Origin of the sequence: Rothia sp. HMSC036D11 (assembly GCF_001814205.1) — a bacterium.
In the GTDB taxonomy this organism is placed as follows: domain Bacteria; phylum Actinomycetota; class Actinomycetes; order Actinomycetales; family Micrococcaceae; genus Rothia; species Rothia dentocariosa.
The window spans coordinates 293,916-310,410 of sequence record NZ_KV815300.1; the positions used below are offsets into that span (position 1 = coordinate 293,916).

The 16,495-nt window shown below is 58.3% G+C and carries 13 protein-coding genes; 7 read left to right on the forward strand and 6 right to left on the reverse strand.

The window, feature by feature from the left end:
* Positions 1-18 precede the first annotated feature (18 nt).
* The 4 genes from HMPREF2958_RS06255 to hemE form a co-directional block, all read right to left on the reverse strand.
* Positions 19-1,383, reverse strand: coding sequence for a ferrochelatase (locus tag HMPREF2958_RS06255; protein ID WP_070697347.1), 1,365 nt, complete (start codon positions 1,381-1,383; stop codon positions 19-21).
* Positions 1,380-2,171: a hydrogen peroxide-dependent heme synthase gene (gene hemQ / locus HMPREF2958_RS06260; protein WP_083313709.1), complete on the reverse strand. Its 792-nt coding sequence runs from the start codon at positions 2,169-2,171 to the stop codon at positions 1,380-1,382. Before hemQ ends, HMPREF2958_RS06255 begins: the two co-directional genes overlap by 4 nt.
* Before the next feature lie 180 nt (positions 2,172-2,351).
* Complete coding sequence (hemG, locus tag HMPREF2958_RS06265) at positions 2,352-3,815, reverse strand: protoporphyrinogen oxidase (protein ID WP_013397469.1); 1,464 nt, start codon at positions 3,813-3,815, stop codon at positions 2,352-2,354.
* Positions 3,816-3,862: 47 nt separating this feature from the next.
* The gene (gene hemE / locus HMPREF2958_RS06270) at positions 3,863-5,050 is read right to left on the reverse strand and encodes a uroporphyrinogen decarboxylase (protein WP_070697348.1); all 1,188 of its coding nucleotides are present in this window, start codon (positions 5,048-5,050) and stop codon (positions 3,863-3,865) included.
* A 276-nt stretch (positions 5,051-5,326) separates the two neighbouring features.
* Here hemE and HMPREF2958_RS06275 point away from each other — a divergent pair, with 276 nt between their 5' ends.
* The 4 genes from HMPREF2958_RS06275 (at position 5,327) to HMPREF2958_RS06290 (ending at position 10,361) form a co-directional block, all read left to right on the forward strand.
* Positions 5,327-6,574 carry a glutamyl-tRNA reductase gene (locus HMPREF2958_RS06275; protein ID WP_070697350.1) on the forward strand — a complete coding sequence of 416 codons (1,248 nt, stop codon included), beginning with the start codon at positions 5,327-5,329 and terminating at the stop codon, positions 6,572-6,574.
* A 148-nt stretch (positions 6,575-6,722) separates the two neighbouring features.
* Positions 6,723-6,950, forward strand: coding sequence for a DUF3107 domain-containing protein (locus HMPREF2958_RS06280; protein ID WP_004005102.1), 228 nt, complete (start codon positions 6,723-6,725; stop codon positions 6,948-6,950).
* Positions 6,951-7,369: 419 nt separating this feature from the next.
* On the forward strand, positions 7,370-9,112 hold the full coding sequence (locus HMPREF2958_RS06285) for a DEAD/DEAH box helicase (protein ID WP_070697352.1): 1,743 nt from the start codon (positions 7,370-7,372) through the stop codon (positions 9,110-9,112).
* Positions 9,113-9,119: 7 nt separating this feature from the next.
* Positions 9,120-10,361, forward strand: coding sequence for a DNA-methyltransferase (locus tag HMPREF2958_RS06290; protein WP_246828062.1), 1,242 nt, complete (start codon positions 9,120-9,122; stop codon positions 10,359-10,361).
* Between the two features lie 113 nt (positions 10,362-10,474).
* Here HMPREF2958_RS06290 and HMPREF2958_RS06295 read toward each other — a convergent pair whose 3' ends face one another.
* Positions 10,475-11,338 carry a PHP domain-containing protein gene (locus HMPREF2958_RS06295; RefSeq protein ID WP_070697354.1) on the reverse strand — a complete coding sequence of 288 codons (864 nt, stop codon included), beginning with the start codon at positions 11,336-11,338 and terminating at the stop codon, positions 10,475-10,477.
* A 126-nt stretch (positions 11,339-11,464) separates the two neighbouring features.
* On the opposite strand from HMPREF2958_RS06295, the gene HMPREF2958_RS06300 reads away from it, so the two are divergent.
* A complete protein-coding gene (locus tag HMPREF2958_RS06300) occupies positions 11,465-12,994 on the forward strand; it encodes an aminopeptidase P family protein (protein WP_070697356.1) in 1,530 nt (509 codons plus the stop codon).
* A 93-nt stretch (positions 12,995-13,087) separates the two neighbouring features.
* On the opposite strand, the gene HMPREF2958_RS06305 is transcribed toward HMPREF2958_RS06300, so the two are convergent.
* Positions 13,088-14,101 carry a hypothetical protein gene (locus HMPREF2958_RS06305; RefSeq protein WP_070697358.1) on the reverse strand — a complete coding sequence of 338 codons (1,014 nt, stop codon included), beginning with the start codon at positions 14,099-14,101 and terminating at the stop codon, positions 13,088-13,090.
* A gap of 183 nt (positions 14,102-14,284) precedes the next feature.
* On the opposite strand from HMPREF2958_RS06305, the gene HMPREF2958_RS06310 reads away from it, so the two are divergent.
* Positions 14,285-15,613: a magnesium transporter MgtE N-terminal domain-containing protein gene (locus HMPREF2958_RS06310; protein WP_070697360.1), complete on the forward strand. Its 1,329-nt coding sequence runs from the start codon at positions 14,285-14,287 to the stop codon at positions 15,611-15,613.
* Complete coding sequence (locus tag HMPREF2958_RS06315; RefSeq protein WP_070697361.1) at positions 15,606-16,397, forward strand: DUF1003 domain-containing protein; 792 nt, start codon at positions 15,606-15,608, stop codon at positions 16,395-16,397. The genes HMPREF2958_RS06310 and HMPREF2958_RS06315 overlap by 8 nt, the downstream gene beginning before the upstream one ends.
* Positions 16,398-16,495: the final 98 nt, after the last annotated feature.

Below are 16,495 nucleotides of genomic sequence, written 5' to 3' on the forward strand. Positions count from 1 at the left end.
CCGCATATACGGCGGCGCTTATACGTGCTCATGACAGCAGGCACAGGTTTTCTTAGGGGTATACTCCGCAATCACAGGTTTTTCCTGACCGCGCTGGGGTTTACAGCAGTCGGGGTCGCATTCGTCGAACCAACCGAGTTCGCCGGATATGGACTCCCCGAAAACGCTTTCGCGCCTGTCGTGGCCGGATTCTGCGGGCTCAGCCATACGCTCGGCAATCAGTCGGCGCAGCGATTCCACATAGGCGGGATGCACGCCGGGAGTGGGGGTGCGCACCGCCACGATACCGTGGTTACGGCAGGTTTCCATCGCCTCGGTATCGAGGTCCCAGAGGACTTCCATATGGTCAGAGACGAATCCCAGCGGAACCATAATGATGCCGTCTACGTCACCGGCAATTTTATCGATGGCATCGTTAACATCGGGCTCTAGCCAGGGCGTGGAGGGTGAGCCGGAACGCGACTGATAGACGAGCTCCCAGTCGATGTTATCCAGAAGGCTCTCGTCCTGTTCGCGGATCTTTGCAAGAATAGCGCGCGCCACCTGCAAGTGTTTCTCCACATAGGCGGAACCCCCCTCGTAGTCGATTCCGCGCGGACCCGCCTCATTAGCGGCAGAGGTCGGCACCGAGTGGGTGCAGAACATAATGCGAATGCGCCCATTCCCGGCGGCCGCTGTTCCGTCAGCAATGCGCTCCGCCACGGTATTGCGAACCTGTTTCAGCCCGTTCTCTAAGCCCTCAGTAAAGGCCTCAACGAACCCGGGCGCATCGAAAAATTGGCGAATCTTATCGATGCGCATGCGGTCTTGAAGACCGAGTTTCTCCAACGCCACGCCGTAGTCTTCACGGTATTGGCGGCAGCTGGAGTACCCGGGGTAGGCACTGGTAGCGAGCACCAGAATATTGCGGTGCCCTTCCTCATAAGCCTGCTGTACTACGTCGGTCACATAGGGTTTCCAGTTGCGGTTTGCCCACACGATCGGAATATGCGGCCCACGTTCCTGCATGGCTTCTCGAAGTGCCACCAAAAGCGCACGATTCTGCTCGTTAATGGGCGAGATACCACCGTTTGCGCGGTAGTGGGTGGCGACTTCCTCCAGACGTTCATCGGGTATGCCGCGCCCCGCCGTAACGTTGCGCAGGAAGGGAATCACGTCTTCCTGTCCTTCGGGCCCGCCGAAGGAAGAAAGAATCACCAGGTCATAGGGGGCGGGCACGGCAGTGCGAGAGCGCGTAATACCGCACTCCCCCCGGTACGACTTTAGCGTCTCAGGGGTGAGCGCTGCTGGCCCGTTGGAGGCGGTATTCGCGGGGTCTGTAGCGTTCGGGCAAACATCGTCCGGGATGTTCCCGCAGCACCCTGCGCGTACGGTCTCACTCACGCGAGCACCTCGGCGACATCGGCGGCATTGACACGACGACCGGTGTAGAAGGGGATTTCTTCACGCACGTGCAGGCGTGCCTCGGTGTTACGGAAGTGGCGCATCATATCGACCAGATCGACAAGTTCGGGAGCCTCAAGGGCGAGTACCCATTCGTAGTCGTTCAGACCGAAGGTTGCCACGGTGTTCGCGAGCACCTGCGGGAAGTCGATAGCCTTCATGCCGTGGTTCTTGAGCATTTCGGCGCGGCGTTCGGGGTTCATGTAGTACCAGTCGTAGGAACGCACGAAGGGGTACACGCATACCCATGCCTCGGGTGCCTTCTGGCGTGCATAGGCGGGTGCATGGTTGCGGGTGAATTCTGCCTCGCGGTGCACGCCCATAGTCGACCAGACGATGGTGGTCGTGCTGAAGAGCGCGGTACGACGAATCTTGCGCACGGCTGCCTGCAGCTTTTCGGGGGTCGGCCCGTGGGTCCACACCATAACGTCTGCGTTATCGCGCATAGCGGAAACATCGTAGAGTCCGCGCAGCGTTACGCCGTCCGCTTTGAGCTCTTCGATGAGCTGCTCGAACTCTGCGATAGCTTCCGCCGAGGATGCGCTCTCGGCACGCTGCCCGGCACGGGCGAAGACGGTGTATAGGGTATAGTGCAGGGTTTCGCCTTCTTCACGGCCGCGTTTGTTCTCATCAGCTGGGGAATGCTGCACGGCATATCCTTTGGGCGCGCCCCCGTACCCGCTTCCATGAGAGCCGTGAGCCGCATTCTGATGTTCTTCGTGAGACATTTTCTTCCTTTCGGTGAAAACCGCCCAAGATTCGCCGGATACATCATATTCACCTGCGAGCCTTGACCAGACAGACCTTAGTCTGCCTGCGGTTTATGCTCCTCACTCGTGAGGTTTTGTCTTCTGTTTTCTTTGGTTAACACGGTGCCTGCACTGCGCGGGCAGCCGCAAGTATCTTCGTCACTTCGAGGCGCGTTTTTGTGTTATGTGTGCGATGAATTGATCCAGCTGCTCCTGGGTATCGCGCACCACGGCGGCGAGTCCGGAACCTGCGGCCCATGAACCAACCGTGCAGACGGTATCGAGTTCTGCCGCGCGTTCGCGGAAAAGCTGCACCCGCTCGCGGTATCCGGGCGTTGAGAGAGGCAGCACGCCGTTCCAGCGAACCACATCTGCATCCACCAGATTTTGGGCGGTAATGGGCACATCGAGCAGTTTCGAGGCGTCGCGCAGGGCGAGAGTGATCAGCTGGTCTTCGTCAAGAGAAACGTCTGAGAAGGTACTCTGTTCTCCCCCGCGGCCGTAGGAAAGCCGCACCACGTGGCGGTTCTTGCCTGCCTCTTCAGCTACCCACGCCCATTTAGCGGTGGCATGGGTGAGCGCTTTAGCACGCACATTCGTCACAGCTTCGGAAACCAGCAGACCCGTACCACGCGGGTTCGAGTTAAGCGCGGGCTGATCGACGACGAGCGTTACGAGAGCAACCTCGGGGCCGGGATCAATATTAGGCAGAGAACTTCCCTTAATATGCGGTCCGAGCAGACGCGCAGCGGTGGAACCATCGGTAGCAATCACCAAATAATCGGCACCCACCGAGGCAGCTTTCTCACCGTCACTGCGGCGGCGAATTACCACCCATTCATTGGTGATGGGGTCACGATCCACCGCGATCACGCCGCATTCGGGAATGTACCGCACGGGTGCGGGCATCTTCTCGATAAGCTGTTCGATCAGCAGGTGCATGCCCCCAGAAAGTCCGGCGACTTGCGAACCCGCGGGTGCTTGAGCGCGTATCGCGGCGGAGGCGGCAGCTAGGGACTTATGTTTTTTCAGCCCTTCGCGTAAGCCGGGGATAACGGCATCAATATCGAGCATATCCGGGTGGGTCGAGTACACTCCGGAGACTACGGGCGCTACCAGGTTGTCGAGTACTTTTTTACCCATACGGGCACGTACCAGTTCGCCCAGCGTCTTTGCGTTTGCCCCAACCGAAGCAGGCAGCACCTTATCCATGCGAGCGCGGCGCAAACCGCTTTTACCGAGCACGCCGGCCAAAGATTTATCGGAAAGATCACCGGGAATGCCCATAATTCCAGTGCTCGGGGTCTTTCGGGCACCCTGAGGCAGATATAGCCATGAACCGTGGGAGTTGGGATGCACAATCTGGTCGTCTAGACCAAGTTCTTTGACGAGGTTTGTCACGGTTGGGGTTCGGGTCGCATAGGATTCCGCACCGGAATCTAGCACCAAACCGGCGACCTTATGCGCGCCGAGGGCGCCTCCCAGATAATCGTTCTGGTCTAGGACGGTCACGTTCACTCCGGCATCGGTAAGACGACGCGCCGCCAACAACCCAGAAATGCCGCCGCCGACTACGATGGCGCTTGGTGCATGATGATTCTTGTGCTGATGTACCATATTCATCCCCGTTAATGTTTCGGTTCTAACTGCCTCTCTTAAGAGTATCCGTTTTATGGGCGTCGGGTGCGTTCGTGAAGATATGTCACCAGATCGGTGAGCACCTGCGGGTCCGTTGTGGGCGGCACCCCGTGCCCCAGGTTCACGATATGGGCGGGGGCGCTCGCCCCGGCGGCGAGTACCTCATCCGCGTGAGCATATAGAGTCTCACGCCCTGCAGCTAAAAGCGCGGGATCGATATTCCCCTGAAGCGGCACCGCACCGTTGAGCCTGCGGTTTGCCTCATCAAGGGGCAGGCGGTAGTCCACCCCGATCACATCGGCACCGGCCTCATGCATGGCGGGCAGCAGTTCGGCGGTTCCGGTACCAAAGTGGATGCGCGGCACCCCAAATTCTTCGACCATGCTCAAGGCGGTGGCAGAGTGTTCCTGCACGTACCGGCGGTAGTCTGCTTCCCCTAAAGAGCCCGCCCAAGAGTCGAAGAGCTGCACGGCGGATGCGCCCGCCTCAATCTGTGCCCGCAAAAACTGTCCCGAGGTGCGCGCGGCCCACTGCGCCAACTCGCGCCAGGCAACGGGGTCAGCATGCATCATGGTGCGGGGGCGCAGGTGATCACGGGAGGGACCGCCCTCAACCATATAGGCAGCAACGGTGAAAGGTGCACCCGCAAAACCAATGAGAGGGGTGGAACCGAGCATGTCGACGGTTGCTGCGACTGCCTCACGAATAGGGTCAAGTGCCGCATCGGTCAGTTCGGGCAGGGAACGCACTTCATCAAGCGTGCGCACGGGATGTTCGAGTACGGGACCGCGACCGGGCACAATATCGACATTCACGCCCGCGAGTTTCATGGGGATAACGATATCCGAAAAGAAAATACCGGCATCGACTTTGTGACGGCGCACCGGCTGCACGGTAATCTCTGCGGCAAGTTCGGGTGTCAAACAGGCGTCCAACATGGGAATTCCCTCGCGCGCCTTGCGATACTCGGGCAGGGAACGCCCCGCTTGGCGCATAAACCAGACCGGACGATGCTCAGATGCGCGCCCGGTGAGCGCCTGCAGCATCGGAGAATCGACGGCTTGAGCGGCACGCAGCGGGTGAGATGCGCTCAGGCGCGACAGCTGCGCCTCGGTCAGCAAATCACGCTGGCGATCTCTCGGGTGATTACCCACTATAGAGCGCGACTGCTGAGAATCTGCACCATTGGCGGCTCGCTGGGGCTGCTGGATTTCGGTCATACCCTCTAGTTTGACAGGTTTTCGCGCCTGTTTTTATGACACGGTGTCATAAAGTACCCCTTCGTAACCTTTATAAATTTTGGTGTAGGGTTACCTTATTTTTAAAGCTGTTTTAGCTATCTCAAAATTTATTTACCCTAAGTTTCTATACACCGGTCCTTTGCTGGGCCTTGTTGGGCATAGTTTCGGACCTTTTCACACAAACTCACATTATTGGGAGCCAGCTCACGTTAGGTTACACTCACCGACTAAAAATGTGTTTATGATTATTGTCTAGTGGCTACGTATTCATTTGTTGCATCACACAGGATCATCGATCTCACCACCGTCGCTCTACTGAGCAACGGTGCAGCTGGCATACCCGAGCTTTTTCGTACCGAAACCGCGCAAAACTTGGGCGTTACCGGCACTATTGTGCTGGCAACCTGCAACCGCCTCGAAATTTATGTGCAGCTCTCGGTGGCCGAGCATTTAGGCCCTGTAAGCGATATGCTCTACACCGAGATTGCGCAAAAATCTGAACTCGATGCAGAACTTATTGCAGATAGTTTTGAAATCTATGAGAACCTTGAGGCCGCCAAACATCTCTTTACAGTGGCATCCGGGCTAGAGTCCGCCGTGGTCGGCGAGCGCGAAATCGCCGGGCAAGTGCGCCGTGCGCTTGCCTACGCCCAAGAAGAAGGGACGGTTCCCGGGGAGCTTGTACAGCTTTTCGAGCATGCGGCACACACCGCCCGTCAGGTTGGGCAACACACCACTATCGGGTCACAGGGGCGTTCCATCGTCTCGGTCGCCCTGGATTTGGCGGATGCGGTCGCCGAGAAAGACTGGGAAACCCGCCGTGCTCTCGTCTTTGGAACGGGTGCCTACGCGGGCGCTACTATTGCAGCCCTGCGTGAACGCGGATGCGAAGACATTTGGGTTAACTCCCGTTCGGGCCGCGCCCCAGAGTTTGCCGCAAAACGCGATGTTCGGGCAGTTCCCAAAGGTGAAACGTATCAGGCCATGGAACAGGCGGATGTGATTGTTGGCTGCTCGGGCGGATCTGACCCGCTCTCCCCCGCCGAAATTCCACCGGGTCATCATACGATCCTCGACTTGGCGCTCTCCCGAGATTTTGACCCCGCCATTGCGGATCTGCCGCAAGTGGAACTTATTACCTTAGAGTCCGTGCGTTTGGCCGCCCCCGAAGAAACTGAGGAGGCGGTCGCTACCGCCGAGCGCATCGTCGAGTCTGAGACTCAGGCCTTTGCTGCACGGCAAAAGACCCGCAATATTGATTCGGCAATCGTGGCGCTTCGCTCTCATACTATGGAGGTGCTGGACGAAGAGCTCGATAAGGTACGCAGCCAATTCGGTTGTACCGCCGCCACCGAGCAGCTCGAACTCGCAATGCGCCGCATGGTGAAGTCCCTTTTGCACACCCCCACGATACGTGCGAAACAGCTCGCAACCCAGGGGCGAACCTCCGACTACATTGCGGCACTCGAAACGCTCTACGGAATCACCATCGACGACCGCTAAGTGCGGGATAATCTTCTGCACGCTGCACTTTATTCCACCGCAGCCCTAAGCCACAGGCGAATCATGCGCGCATCCTTACGGCATCCGCCTGGCAGGCACGGTACACTAAATCCAGAAGAAAACACCGCTGACGGCTTGAAGGGTCATCATGGAAATCAAAATTGGCATTCGTCACATTAGCCGCGAAGTTACGCTCGAAACCAAGGAAAGCGTCGAGACTATCCGCACCAAGGTAGCCGACGCCATTACGAACGGTTCCCTCCTTGAGATCACCGACGATAAGGGAGCAACCACCCTCGTACCCGGTGAGCAGATCGGTTATGTTGAACTCGGCTCCGAAGAGAAGCGCCGCGTTGGGTTCGGTGTCGGCGCCTAACAGCAGGGGTACACCCAATAATTTTTACGAAGCCCGCATTCACGGTTTTGCCGTATGAATGCGGGCTTCGCGCATTCCTATGGCAGTACGCATACTCGACATATCGACCTGTAAGGGTGCATCTGACGCCAAGACGGGTTAAGATTTAAGGGTTAAGTGGATGCCCGGTCGTTCTTGATATACCAGACACCGCGTCTTTCCGAGAGCCTGAGTTCTTTTACAGCAGGTACATCTTCAAGAGCTCGGCTTCGGAACATGAATTTCCCGCGATCGGCTTCCTTCACCTCGCGCCAGCCCGGCGTTGTGAACACATCTGCTCCCCGCAGTACTCGGGCAGCTACACGGCATAACACCTGTGCACACTCACGCACAGGTACGGGTGCGGCGCAAACCGCCCGATCAGGGCAGGAAGATATGAGATGACCGACGCTCAAAACGCGACGACCGATGAGGCCCAGCCTTCCTCAACACCACAGTCTTCCCCCAAGTCCTTTGCCGACTTTGGGGTCCGCCAAGATATTAGCGATGCGCTTGCCGCCGTGGGCATTGTGAGCCCCTTCCCCATTCAGGAAATGACCCTGCCGGTCGCACTCGCCGGGCACGACATTATTGGGCAGGCAAAAACCGGTACCGGTAAAACCCTCGGGTTCGGTCTCCCCACGATTCAACGTGTGGTGGGCCGTGACGACGATCAGTGGGGTTCGCTGCAGAAACCAGGGGCACCTCAGGCGCTTATCTTGGTACCCACCCGCGAACTTGCAATTCAGGTGGGCAACGATTTAGCGGTAGCCTCTAAACTGCGCAACGCCCGCGTGGCAACCCTGTACGGCGGTGTTCCCTACGAGCCTCAGGTTGAGCAGCTCACCAAGGGGCTGGAAGTTGTGGTCGGCACTCCCGGGCGCCTGATCGACCTGTACCAGCATGGTGCGCTCACCCTCACCCAGGTTAGGACGGTGGTGTTGGATGAGGCCGATGAGATGCTTGACCTAGGCTTTTTGCCTTCCGTCGAAAAAATTATGGGGTACCTGCCCACTGACCGCCAGACTATGCTGTTCTCCGCGACAATGCCTGGCCCGGTGATCACGATGGCGCGCAAATACATGACTAAGCCCATGCATATTAGCGCGGCAGACCCGGAAGATCACGCCAAGACCAAGGCCTCGATTCGTCAGGTGGTTTACCGCGTGCACCATATGGATAAGGACGAAATGCTCGGCCGCATCCTGCGTGCTCATGGACGCGGACGCACCGTGATCTTCACAAAGACCAAGCGCGATGCCGCGCGTGTTGCCGATGAGCTTATCGCGCGCGGATTCGCCGCCGCTCCCCTGCACGGCGACCTCAACCAGGGCGCTCGCGAGCAGGCTTTGCGTGCTTTCCGCAACGGCAAGGTGGATATTCTGGTGGCAACCGATGTTGCGGCTCGCGGTATCGATGTGGAAGACGTAACCCATGTGATTAACCACCGCGTGCCCGAAGACGAGAAAACCTATCTGCACCGCACCGGACGTACCGGTCGTGCAGGCCATGAGGGTACCGCCGTAACCTTCGTGGATTGGGAGGATATTGCTCGGTGGCGCCTCATTAATGATGCGCTCGATCTAGGCGTTTCCGACCCCGTGGAAACTTATTCTTCTTCTGAGCATCTGTTCTACGATCTGGATATTCCGCCGGGAACCAAGGGCCGCCTGCCGCGTTCCGAGCAGACTCTCGAAGGTTTGGATGCAGAGCACCTTGATGATTATGGCGACTCGCGCTCTTCGCGGGGCAGTTCCCGTTCCTCTCGGGGCTCGCGTTCGCGCGGTTCTAAATCCCGCGGCTCCCGCGGCGGTTCCCGCAAGGCAAAGTCCGAAAAGCGCGGGGAGGATTCGCCCTCGAAGGACGCCGCACCGAAGCGTGAACGCCGACCGCGTCGTCGTACCCGACGCGTTGAGGGTGAAGCTGTTGAGACGCGCACCGAGAAAACCGCAGGGAAATCCGCCGAGAAAAAATCGGCTAAGAAATCCGGCTCTGCCAAGGATGGCTCGGTCGAAAAAACAGATTCTAAAGGCTCGTCGCGCCGCCGCAGCCGTCGCCGTTCCGGGAATAAGGGCAAGGCAGACTCGACCACGGCCAAGACAAAGGGGCGGAAGAAGTCTGACGCCGCATCGGGTGAGGAGTAAATAGCGAGTGAGCGAAGCAGTATCCTCCGCCGATGCATCTGTGCCCAAACGGTCGGGTACCGGCGATGTTCCAGTTTTCGATCCGAATGGTTCATCGCTGGTGGTTCAGGCCGATAATCTGGCGTATCTGAGCGAGCTGCCAAGTGCCTCGTTCACTGTGATCTACATTGATCCGCCGTTTAATACCGGCAAAACTCAAACTCGGCGTACCCTCAAAACCGCCCCCGCTGCAAACGGCGAAGAACAGGGTAAAGGCAACGGTAATCGTACCGGATTTCAGGGCAAAAGCTACACGAGTGCCCTGCAAACCCTTGCGAGTTATCACGATGCTTTTGAGGACTACTGGGCATTCTTAGAGCCGCGTATTAGGCAGGCTCACCGTCTGCTCACAGAGGATGGCACCCTCTACCTGCACCTCGATTGGCGTGAAGTTCACTACGCCAAAGTTATGTGCGACATGATTTTTGGGCGCGATTGTTTTATCAACGAGATTATTTGGGCCTACGACTACGGCGCAAAATCGACAAAGCGCTGGCCCACTAAACACGACAATATCTTGATGTACGTCAAGAACCCGCAGGAATACTACTTCAATGCGGATGCGGTAGACCGCGAACCCTATATGGCACCCGGTCTGGTGACCGAAGAGAAAGCAGCGCGCGGCAAACTCCCCACCGATGTGTGGTGGCATACGATCGTTTCGCCCACGGGTAAGGAAAAGACCGGGTACCCCACGCAAAAGCCGCTGGGTCTGCTCAAGCGGATGATTGCTGCTTCATCACGCCCGGGTGACTGGGTACTGGATTTCTTCGCTGGCTCCGGTACCACCGGTGCGGCTGCGGCGGCATTGGGGCGCAGGTTTGTGTGTGTGGATCAGAACCCGCCCGCGATTGAGGTTATGGCGAAACGCCTGAACGTGGATGCTGAATCGTTTGCCGACTACCGCGGTGTGCCGCGCGGTGCGGCGGTGCTGTTTACTCCGCATCGTCACGTGGGGGTTCGCGGGGGTACCTCTCGGGATGCGCTCACGGCGGCATCACGGCGCGCACTGGCAGAACAGAGTGAGAAGATTCGGGAGCGGGTGAAGCCTATAGACGGGGCGCATAGCCAGTTTGTGCGGCATCCTTCGACCGATGTTTTGGAACGCGAGCTGCGCATCCAGGCCCGCGAAAAACTGCGTAAAGACCGCAAACGCCAAGAGCTGACGAAGAAACGGAAGCAGGTCAAGGAGAAGGCGGCGTCTTCATAGCGGCTCTGAGCCGACATATGTCGTACACTTTGCTGCGTCTTCGTAGGGTTTAACCGTACGATATGCGGCAAAGTGTACGACTTATGTTGATTACTTTAGTTCGGCTGTGAGCTTTAGCCGCGAATCTGGGCGCGGATCGCCTCAACAGTTTCGCGGGCAGTGGTATTCTCCCCCAGCTGGTTTGGTTTGCCCGCACCGTGGTAGTCGCTGGAACCGGTCACCAAAAGCTCGCGATCGCGCGCAAATTCCAGCAGACGCGCACGGTTTGGTTCAGAGTTTTCGCGGTGGTAGACCTCGACCCCGGTGAGGCCCGCATCCGCCATCTGCCCCAAGTATTCAAGCGGCAACGCAGGCCCACGATTTTCACTCATCGGATGCGCCACCACCGGCACACCGCCCGCCGCGCGCACCAACCGAGTCGCCTCCAGCGGATCCATGCTCTCCTGCGGCACATAGTAGGGTGAGCCCGCATAAAGAATACGGCCAAACGCCTCCTCACGGCTGGCGACGATTCCGGCGGCGATCAGCGCATCCGCAATATGGGGTCGCCCCACCGATGCATTCTCTTCACCCGTCTGTTCCTGCACATGCTCCCAGGTGAGCGGGTAGTCGGCGGATAGCAGCTCAACGATGCGCCGCGCCCGCCCCGCACGCGAGCGCCGAATTTCCTCAACCCGCCGCGCCAGCTCGGAGGATTGCGGGTCATACCCGTAGGCCAGCAGATGCACGCTCTTAGTACGCTTTCGCCCATGCTCATCGCGGTATGTATAACGGCACGAAAACTCGGCACCGGGCAGAAAATCCAGCCCGTACTCCCCCGCCAGCTCGGCCGCCTGCGACCATCCGCACGCGGTGTCATGGTCGGTAAGCGCGAATCCTGTCAGTCCCGCCTTACGAATAAGCGGAATTAATTCGGTGAGCGGCTGAGTACCATCAGAAATTGCAGAGTGAATATGCAGATCGTAACGTTCGGTCATAGTTCTAACTCTAACGCACCCCACGTCTGCCCCACCCGCGATAGCGCCTCACTCAAGGCGATTTCCTGCGGAAAATAGCGGTGGTATACCGGCGATTTCTCGCGGCGCGTGGGATAGAATACAACTATGACTGAAAATACGAAGAAGAGCACCGGAGCTCCAACAACAGATCACCGCGATACCCCCAAAGCATCAGCTTTTCAGGAGTTCATCGCATCTAATTGGGAGCCCGCTGCTGATGATGGCTATACCCGCGAACGCGTCGCCGATTTTGCGGCGCAACGTCGTAAGAAGATTTCCCAAAAGTTCCCGGGTGAGCGTCTGGTTCTGCCTGCGGGACCACTGAAGGTGCGCTCGAACGATTGCGATTACCGTTTCCGCCCGCATTCGGCGTTTGCACATCAGACCGGGTTAGGTGTTGATCATGAGGCTGACGCCGTGCTGGTCTTTGAGCCTGTAGATGAAGGTACCGGCGATAACGGCTCGAACCATGAGGTTACCCTGTATTTCCGCCCGTTAGCTGGCCGTGACACCACGCAGTTTTACGCGGATGCGCGCTACGGCGAGTTCTGGGTTGGTCCGCGCCCCACGCTCAAGGAGTTTTCGGAGCGTTACGGTGTGCGGACGAAGGACCTTTCGGAGCTTGAAGTTGCGATTACGAAGAACGCCGGGGCTCAGGCGTTGGGCGGGGTGCGTATCCGACTAGTGCGTGAGGTTGATCCTTCCATTGATGCACTGGTTGATACCTCCCGGTATAACACGGGCGTTGCACTGGAGGAATCCGATAAGCTCGATTCCGAGCTGACGGTGGCGCTCTCTGAGGCCCGCCTGATTAAGGATGAAATCGAGGTTGAGAACCTGCAGCGTTCGGTTGATATGACGGTGAAAGGCTTCGAGGAGGTCGTGCGTGAGCTTCCGAAGGCGGTGGCGCATCATCGTGGTGAGCGCGTGGTGGAGACAGCGTTTTTCTCGGTGGCACGTACCGACGGCAACGACCTGGGCTATGACACGATTGCGGCGTGCGGGAATAACGCGACGATTCTGCACTGGATTCGCAATAACGGCACCGTGGATGAGGGCAAGCTGCTGCTGCTGGATGCCGGTGTTGAGGACGATACCCTGTACACCGCCGATGTAACCCGCACGTTCCCGGTGAACGGTAAGTTCACCGAGGTTCAGGCGAAGGTCTATAACGCGGTGCTGGATGCTGCGGATGCGGCGTTCAAGGTCGCTGTGCCGGGTCGTAAGTTCCATGAGATTCACGATACCGCGATGGAGGTGCTGGCGCATCGTCTGGAGGAGTGGGGGCTGCTGCCCGTTTCGGCTGAGGTTTCTTTGACGGTTGAGGGTGGTCAGCATCGCCGGTGGATGCCGCACGGCACCAGCCACCATTTGGGTTTGGATGTGCACGACTGCGCGCAAGCTAAGGCGGAGCTGTACACCGGCGCAACTTTGGAGCCGGGTATGGTCTTCACGATTGAGCCCGCATTATATTTCAAGGATGAGGATTTGTCTGTTCCTGAGGAGTACCGCGGTATCGGTATCCGCTTGGAAGATGACGTGCTGTGCACCGAGGACGGCAATGTGAACCTCTCGGCGGCACTGCCCCGCACGGTTGAAGAGATTGAAGCGTGGATGGCGAAGCTCGCCCAGTAGTCTCCTAGTTTCGCAGACGAAAGTCCCCGCAGCCAGTACTGTACTGGTTGCGGGGACTTTTCGTTGTGTCAGATGCCTCTGTGGCGTTGGAAACTAGTCTTCCTTGACGCCTTTAGGCTTGGGAGTCTCACGAGTTGGGGCCTGCCGGATAGTTTTGGCATATTCTTCCGGATCGTCAATGCGCAGACCGAACCGCGGTGCTGCTGGTGCCTGAGGCTTGCGTTCGCGGGCATCGGCGGCGGGCGAAGACTGCTCAGAAGAGTCGTTGGGCTGGGTTTGCTGCACGGCAGTTTGTGATGTAGCAGCTTGTGACGCTTGGGAATCCCCACCGGCTGGGCTTTGCCACGGAATCTCCTGTGCCGCACTGCCCTGTTGTCCGCCCGCATCCGCCGGTTTGTGTTCGGGACTTAGGTTCTTAGCGGCACTTCCGCGGTTTTCAGGGTAGCCGCCCTGCTGGTCCGTCACAGTCGACGGAGTGCTCGGGGTCTGCGAAGATTCACCGGCAGGCGTTGGTGTATAAGAGACGTAGGGACTAGCGACGCGGGGTTGCTCGGTACCTGCACTCGGTGTTCCCGAGGATGCTGAAGCTACCGCCTTCTGGAACAGCGGGTTTGCCGAGAGGATGCGCCGCGCCTCCGAAGAATAATCACTCAGGGCGTAGACTATGGTACGTTCCGGGACTGCCTCACCGCGCATCGGATAGCGACCGGAACCGCCGCGGCGAAGCTCAAAAATTTTCCAGACTACAAAGACCGCAACGGCGATCGGCACGGCGGATGAGGCGGCGGATAAGAAGTTTGTACCCGCGGTAGAAACCAACGCTGAGTAGAACAGGCCCGCAAGAATACCCTGGATAAGAGCAACCAGAAGCGGACGACCATACCCCTGCTGGGTGGGGTATTCGACCTGTTTGAGTCCTTCGTTCACCAGGTAAAGCGCGGTGATGGGGTAGTTTGCGGCGGCAAGCACATCAAAAGCGGCAAAGGCTTCTTCACGGCGGCTAAAGGCTGCCACGGGTTCGCCCTGAGGCATAAGCTGTCCGTTAGCCTGCGCCAGGCGAGACGCTAAATAAGAAGACGGGGGCATATTGGGAGGCATCTGAGTCATGCCCTATATTTTACCGGGAGAGGACCTGCAGACGGCGGGATATTTGCGATGGGCTTAGTTCCCTACGCATAGAAAAATTTTGCGCATCGGTTAGGGTCTGCGGCCCACACCGGTCATGACTCGTAGCGTGCCTAAAGCACTGGTGAAGTGCGTATTCGGGGTTCACAGCGTACCCTAGATAGAGTGAGCAATACTAAATTCAGCGCCCCCAGCAAAATTTATATCGCCCGCCTGCTCGGTCTTGATGTCTTCGACCCCTTCGGTGATCGCCTCGGTCGCCTGCGTGATGTGGTCGTACTCAAGCGCGGTTTTGGCGCGGCGCTGGCGGCTGGTGCTCACCTGCGCAAAGGCAGCGAGCCTGTGGTTGTAGGCATCATTATTGAGGTGCTCGGCAAAAAGCGTGTCTTCATGCCAATGACTCGTGTGCGCAGCATCGACGCCTCACAAATTATTTCAACCGGCCTCGTAAATCTGCGTCGCTTTGAACAACGCAACTCCGAGACTCTGGTGGTGGGCGAGCTTTTCGACCGCCGCGTGCGCCTGCTCGACGGCAGCGGGGATGCCGTCATTGAAGATGTCGCCATTGAACAACGCCGCAACGGCGACTGGGTGGTCACCGAACTTTTCGTATCCCGCGTGAGCAATGCCAGCGGGTGGCGCCGCCGCTCCAAAGAAACCCTGGTGGTGGACTGGGATCAGGCGATGCTCTCCACCGAGTTGGAGCCGCAGGCCGCGACCGCTTTCGTGGCGAACCACGAAAATTCTAAACCTGCCGACCTTGCCGATGCGATCCATGAGATGAACGATAAACGCATGGTCGAAATCGCGGCGGAGCTGCAGGATGAGCGCCTGGCGGACGTGCTTCAAGAGCTGCCCGAAGAAGACCAGGTACAAATTCTTTCCTACTTAGCGGACGAACGTGCCGCGCAGGTTCTTGAAGAGATGGAACCGGATGACGCCGCCGACCTGCTGATTGAGCTCGACGACGTGCAGCGTGAAAAGCTGCTCGAACTCATGGAACCGGATGAGGCAGACGATGTGCGCCGCCTGCTCGAATATGACGAGGGCACCGCCGGTTCGCTCATGAACCCGGTACCGATTATCCTCTCCCCCGAAGCCACAGTTGCCGAGGCGCTGGCGCATATTCGTGCCGAAGAAATCTCGCCCGCGATGGCTGCCGCAGTTTTGGTGGCCCGGCCGCCCCTCGAAACGCCGACCGGCAAATATTTGGGGCTGGTGCATATGCAGCAGCTTTTGCGGGTGCCGCCGAGCGAATCGATCGGACACATTCTCGACACAGACACCGAACCGGTCTCTGACCAGGCAAGTCTTGCGGAATTAGCGCGCGTACTCGCCGCCTACGACTTGACCATTATCCCCATCGTGAACGAATCTCACCGACTGGTCGGTGCGGTCACGATTGACGACGTACTCGATGCGCTCCTGCCTGAAGACTGGCGCACATTCGACGACGGAACCCCCGTACGAAAGGTAGGGCGACGCTTTGTCTGATCAGAACCGCCGCAACGAAAACCTGAAGCACGAGGAAAATCCGAGGATCGATAAAGCGCGCATCCTCAAAGACCGTCTCGAAAAGAAATACGCCGAACGCAGCCGCGACACCCGGGAGACCAGCAGGAGCGGTAACCGCGCTGAGTCGCAACTGAGCACCCCGGCAGAGCGCAAGAACAAGCTTTTTGCATACAACCCAAACCCGGACGCTTTCGGACGTATGACTGAGGCATTCGCCCGGTACATGGGTACGCCGCAATTTCTGCTGTGGATGACCGTCTTCTGTGGCGTGTGGCTGGGCTGGAATACACTCGCCCCCGAAGAGCTGCAGTTCGACCCGCGAAGCCTCAACTTCACTCTGCTCACCCTGATGCTCTCATTGCAGGCATCCTACGCCGCTCCCCTGCTGCTGTTGGCGCAGAACCGGCAGGATGACCGCGACCGCGTGGTCGCCTCCGAAGACCGCAAACGCGATCAGCAAAACCTTGAGGAGACACAGTATTTGACGCGCGAGATCGCTTCGCTGCGCATTGCCCTGCGCGAGGTTGCCACCCGCGATTTCGTGCGCAGCGAGCTTCGGGATATTTTGGAAGAGCTGAAATCTATTCAAGAGGAGCAGGAACGCCAAGCCGAACAGCTGCAGGATATTGGCGACGATATCGAAGAACTTGAAGATGCGGACGGGGAAGAAAACACCGAGGCTGAGAGTCACACTGCTAATACCGAAAATTCTACCGATGCCAAGGCACCAACGGCGCATAAAGGCGAACGACCCACATCCTAAAGCGTGTTCTGCAACCCGGTTAAGCTCTTAAGCTCGCAGAACACCAGCCTAGACAAATAATGCGCAAACGCGCATGATAGTAGCACCGCAGCCAACCA

Bases quoted from the DNA above. Each gene is read 5' to 3' on its own strand.
- hemQ (WP_083313709.1), bottom strand. From the start codon at position 2,171: ATGTCTCACGAAGAACATCAGAATGCGGCTCACGGCTCTCATGGAAGC.
- hemG (WP_013397469.1), bottom strand. From the start codon at position 3,815: ATGAATATGGTACATCAGCACAAGAATCATCATGCACCAAGCGCCATC.
- hemE (WP_070697348.1), bottom strand. From the start codon at position 5,050: ATGACCGAAATCCAGCAGCCCCAGCGAGCCGCCAATGGTGCAGATTCT.
- HMPREF2958_RS06280 (WP_004005102.1), top strand. From the start codon at position 6,723: ATGGAAATCAAAATTGGCATTCGTCACATTAGCCGCGAAGTTACGCTC.
- HMPREF2958_RS06285 (WP_070697352.1), top strand. From the start codon at position 7,370: ATGACCGACGCTCAAAACGCGACGACCGATGAGGCCCAGCCTTCCTCA.
- HMPREF2958_RS06295 (WP_070697354.1), bottom strand. From the start codon at position 11,338: ATGACCGAACGTTACGATCTGCATATTCACTCTGCAATTTCTGATGGT.
- HMPREF2958_RS06300 (WP_070697356.1), top strand. From the start codon at position 11,465: ATGACTGAAAATACGAAGAAGAGCACCGGAGCTCCAACAACAGATCAC.
- HMPREF2958_RS06305 (WP_070697358.1), bottom strand. From the start codon at position 14,101: ATGACTCAGATGCCTCCCAATATGCCCCCGTCTTCTTATTTAGCGTCT.